Source organism: Nonomuraea sp. NPDC051941, from assembly GCF_044593615.1.
Genome location: NZ_JBIUCF010000125.1, coordinates 1 through 4,294 on the forward strand (window position 1 = coordinate 1; position 4,294 = coordinate 4,294).

Annotated in this window: 2 protein-coding genes and 1 pseudogene; 1 reads left to right on the plus strand and 2 read right to left on the minus strand. The window is 69.3% G+C overall.

Translation table 11 applies throughout. The annotated features are described in order from the left end of the window. Nucleotides 1–1,751, minus strand: a 1,751-nt coding sequence (locus ACIHFD_RS67615) for a hypothetical protein (protein ID WP_397375924.1), incomplete at its 3' end; no start/stop codon positions are given. Nucleotides 1,752–2,321: 570 nt separating this feature from the next. Next, nucleotides 2,322–2,495, minus strand: coding sequence for a hypothetical protein (locus ACIHFD_RS67620; RefSeq protein WP_397375925.1), 174 nt, complete (start codon nt 2,493–2,495; stop codon nt 2,322–2,324). Nucleotides 2,496–2,516: 21 nt separating this feature from the next. Between ACIHFD_RS67620 and ACIHFD_RS67625 the strand changes: the two are divergent. Then, nucleotides 2,517–4,202, plus strand: a pseudogene (locus ACIHFD_RS67625) (DUF4158 domain-containing protein); the annotation flags it as partial. Nucleotides 4,203–4,294: the final 92 nt, after the last annotated feature.

Here is a 4,294-nt window from a genome sequence, read left to right on the forward strand (position 1 = left end):
GACGCCAACGTCCACGCATCGGTGCCCCGCGTCGCCGGAACGGCGCCCAGACCGTTGCCCGCCGTGCCGCTGACCTGGACCGTGGCCGTCTGCCATGCCGACCACGAGCCCGCCGCGCCGGACGACGTGGAAGCCCGCACGCGCCAGCGGACCAGCCAGCCGTCCTTGAGCTTGCCGGACGTCACGGTGGGGGTCTGCAGGGAGCACTTGCTCGTGGACGAGCACGAACCGCTCGACACCTGACCACTGTCGGACCAGATCAGACCCGACCCCTGAACGGGAACCGACGGGTCATGCTCGACCTGCGCCTCCAACTTCAACGACCGCGACTCCGGATCAGCACCCGACGCCGCGAAATACGGCGTCGTGGACGACAACGTCCACAACCCCGACGACAACTGCCCCGCCGACACCGACAGATCCGACACCACCGGCTTGGAGATGTCCACCCGCGCCGACTGCCACTCCGACCACGGGCTCGACACCTGCCCAGAGGTGGATGCGCGCACCCGCCAGCGGACCAGCCAGCCGTCCTTGAGCTTGCCGGACGTCACGGTGGGGGTCTGCAGGGAGCACTTGCTCCAGGTCGAGCACGAACCGCTCGACACCTGACCGCTGTCGGACCAGATCAGACCCGACCCCTGAACGGGAACCGACGGGTCATGCTCGACCTGCGCCTCCAACTTCAACGACCGCGACTCCGGATCAGCACCCGACGCCGCGAAATACGGCGTCGTGGACGACAACGTCCACAACCCCGACGACAACTGCCCCGCCGACACCGACAGGTCGGACAGCACCGGCTTGGCGAGATCCACCCGCGCGGCCTGCCACTGCGTCCAGGCCCCCACCACGCCGGACGAGGTCGACGCCCGCACGCGCCAGCGGACCAGCCAGCCGTCCTTCAACTCGCCCGCCCCCACGGTGGGGGTCTGCAGGGAGCACTTGCTCCAGGTCGAGCACGAACCGCTCGACACCTGACCACTGTCGGACCAGATCAGACCCGACCCCTGAACGGGAACCGACGGGTCATGCTCGACCTGCGCCTCCAACTTCAACGACCGCGACTCCGGATCAGCACCCGACGCCGCGAAATACGGCGTCGTGGACGACAACGTCCACAACCCCGACGACAACTGCCCCGCCGACACCGACAGATCCGACACCACGGGAAGTGCGGCGGCGGCGACGGCCGACACGGTCCGCGCCCTGGGGACAGCCGTCTCGGCGGCCTTCGCCCCGCTCCCCTGACGTCCGTCGAGCGCCGTCGGGGATGCCTTGCCGACGCCTGCGCCCTCGGCGCTTCCACGGGAGGGGCGGCCGTCGTTCGTCGCCGGCTGCGACGGGGTGTCGGCGGGGGTCGGTTCCCACTTCAGCGGCGGCGGGCTGTTCAGCCCGTCCGTGGCCGGCTCGTCCGGCAGCTCGCGCGGCTTCGCCACCGGCAGCGAGCCCTTGGGGCGCTTGACGTCGTCAGTGGCTTTGCTCTTGCTCCGCGGCTGAGTGGCGGCCGGATCGACGAGGTGCGGCAGGTTCTCCGCCGATCCGGCGCGCTGCACGGGGGCCTTGCCGGCGTTACCGGAAGAGGGAGAGCCGGGAATGTCCAGCCGCGTTGGAGAGGGGGCGACAACGGCCGCCTGCGCCTCCAGGGTGAGAATCCCCGGCAGGAGAGCCACGGTCGCGGCCAGCGCGAGGCGGCTGACCCACTTCGACGGCGCACCCCGTCCGAGCCATAACCCGCTCTGCCCCAGCACTTTCGCACTTTTCTGAGCACGCCGCACAGTCACGCCCACACTCCCCGTGGAAACAGAAAACACAAGGGCATCCGGGCGCACCCCTGTAAGCTCCCCATAAATAACGCCTCAGATATACACAGACAGTGCGACCAGGAATAGATCTTGACAAGGCGCCCCACGATGGAGCAGGAGGCATGGAATTGGGCCGGTTCAGGGGTTTGAGCAGCTCACTAGCTTTCCGCGCGGGCGAGCGGCCGCGATGGTGTGACGCGATTCACACAGGAAGACTTTATTACCAGAATTGCGGCGCGCACTTCGCCGTCGCGCACCCGACCGGGCTCACCGCATGCGTTTCGGCGCGTTCCGTAGTCGGCTGCTCACCGGCGCCACAAACGTTTATCGGCCTGTTATTGAAAAGTGGACCGCCAGGTTCTTCGAAGGTGTAATCATTATCCGGCGTCCCGGACGCTCCTCTCGGATTTCCCGATGTTCGCGCCGACCAGTTCTTCGACGGCTTCCTGCGCGGGCAGCTCGACGGCGGGCCGGCACGCCTTCGAGGCGTACGATCGCCTGTCGATCTCCTGAGGCTCATCGATCCGGTACCGCGCCGGGATCGCGGCTCCCGCTCGGGGTGAGGAGGATGCCGAGGGCCGCGCCGAGGATGAGGATGGCCAAATCCGCGATCCGGTCCATCCAGAAGGCGACCGTGTTGTCGACGGCCAGGAACTGGACCGAGATGCCGCGCCGTTGTCGCGCACCCACCGCATGGACCGCAGAGACGCCGACTCGACGTCCGGGGCAGGGTCGGAGAGCGTGATGCCGCTGACGCGCCAGTTCCGGACCTTCCTGCACGGCCGGGCGTGGACGCATGCCGAGGGGCCGGTGGCGTTGTTCGAGCAGTCGGTGGCGTGGCTGCGGCGGCATCGGGTGCTGCTGCCGGGGGTGACCGTGCTGGAGCGGCTGGTAGGCGGCGTGCGGGAACGGGCCGATGTCCGCATGTACGCGGTGGTGGCCAAGCAGGTCCGCCGTGCCGATCCTCGCCTGCCAGCCGCGTTGTCGGATCTGCTGGTAGTGCCGGAGGGATCGCGCATCTCGGAGTTGGAGAAGCTGCGGCAGGCGCCCAAGCGCACGTCAGGGACGGAGATGGTGCGGGCGCTGCAGCGGGTGGACAACCTGGCCGCCTTCGGGCTGGGCCGGGTTGCGGTGTCCAAGGTGCCGGTGCGGCGGATAAAGACCCTGGCCAAGTACGGGGCCGGCAGCAAGGCGCCGGCACTGGACCGGCTGGTCGAGCCGCGCCGGACGGCGACGCTGCTTGCGGTCACCCGAAGCCTGGAGGCCGAGGCGATCGACGACGCTCTCGATCTGTTCGCGCTGCTGATGGCCACCCGGTTGATCAGCCCGGCCCGCCGCAAGTCCGCCGACGAACGCCTGCGGATGCTGCCCCGGCTGGAGCGGGCCTCCAAGCTAGTGGCCAAGGCTGGCCGCGTCCTGGTCGACCAGCTCGACCTGGTCGACCGAGAGGGCGCAGACCTCGACGTGGCGGCGATGTGGACCGCGGTGTCCGCGATCGCCGGCGTCAGCAAGGAACGGGTCCGTGCAGCGCTGGAAGAGGTGGAGGAATTGGTCCCCGAAGAGGGTGGCGCGGCCGAGGCGGCGATACGGGCCGCACTGGTCGAGCGGTACAACACCGTGCGCCCGTTCCTGCGGCTGCTGGGCGGGTCCAAGGCGCTGTCAGCGGCGCCGGGCGGGCGCCGGGCGGGCGCCGGGTGCTGGCCGCAGTGCGCCGGTTGCCGGAAATGTCGCGACGGCAGGTGAGCAAGAAGCCGCTGCTGCCCAAAGAGATCGACGCCGCGCTGGTGACCGCGTCGTGGAAGCGGACGGTGTATGCCAACCCGGACCTGCCGCGGGGCGTGGTGGATCGCGACGCGTATGTCGTGTGCGTGCTGGAGCACCTGATGCGGGCCCTGACGATCAGGGATGTGTTCGCTTCGCCGTCGCTGCGCTGGGCCGACCCGCGCGCTCATTTGCTGGCCGGGGCGCGGTGGGAGGCGATCGTCGAGGACGTGCTGGCCTCCCTGTCGCTCACCGACCCCGTCCAGGACCATCTGAGCGGCAAGGTCCTGGCCCTGGACGCGGCCTGGAAGCAGATGGCCGCCCGGTTGGAGGAGGCGGGCGAGGACGCGCTGGTCTCGGTGGTGACTCCGGCGGCGGGCGGGCCCGGCTGTCGGTCGAAAACTCGGCGCGCTCGGCGAGAGCGAGTCCCTGGCGTGGCCGCGGGCCGCCTGCCAGGCGATGCTGCCGCGCATCGACCTGCCGGAACTGCTGCTGGAGGTGCACGCCTGGACCGGGTTCCTGGACGCGTACGTGCACCTGGCCGACATCTCCACCCGCATGAACGACCTGCCGAGATCGCTGGTGGCGCTGCTGATCAGCGAGGCGTGCAACGTCGGGTTGACGCCGGTGCTCAAGGACTCCGTTGCCCAATTCGGCGTGTCTTCTCGGAAGCCGATGATGTCCTGAATCAGGATGATCTGCCGCGCGATTCCTCGTCTGCGAGCGGT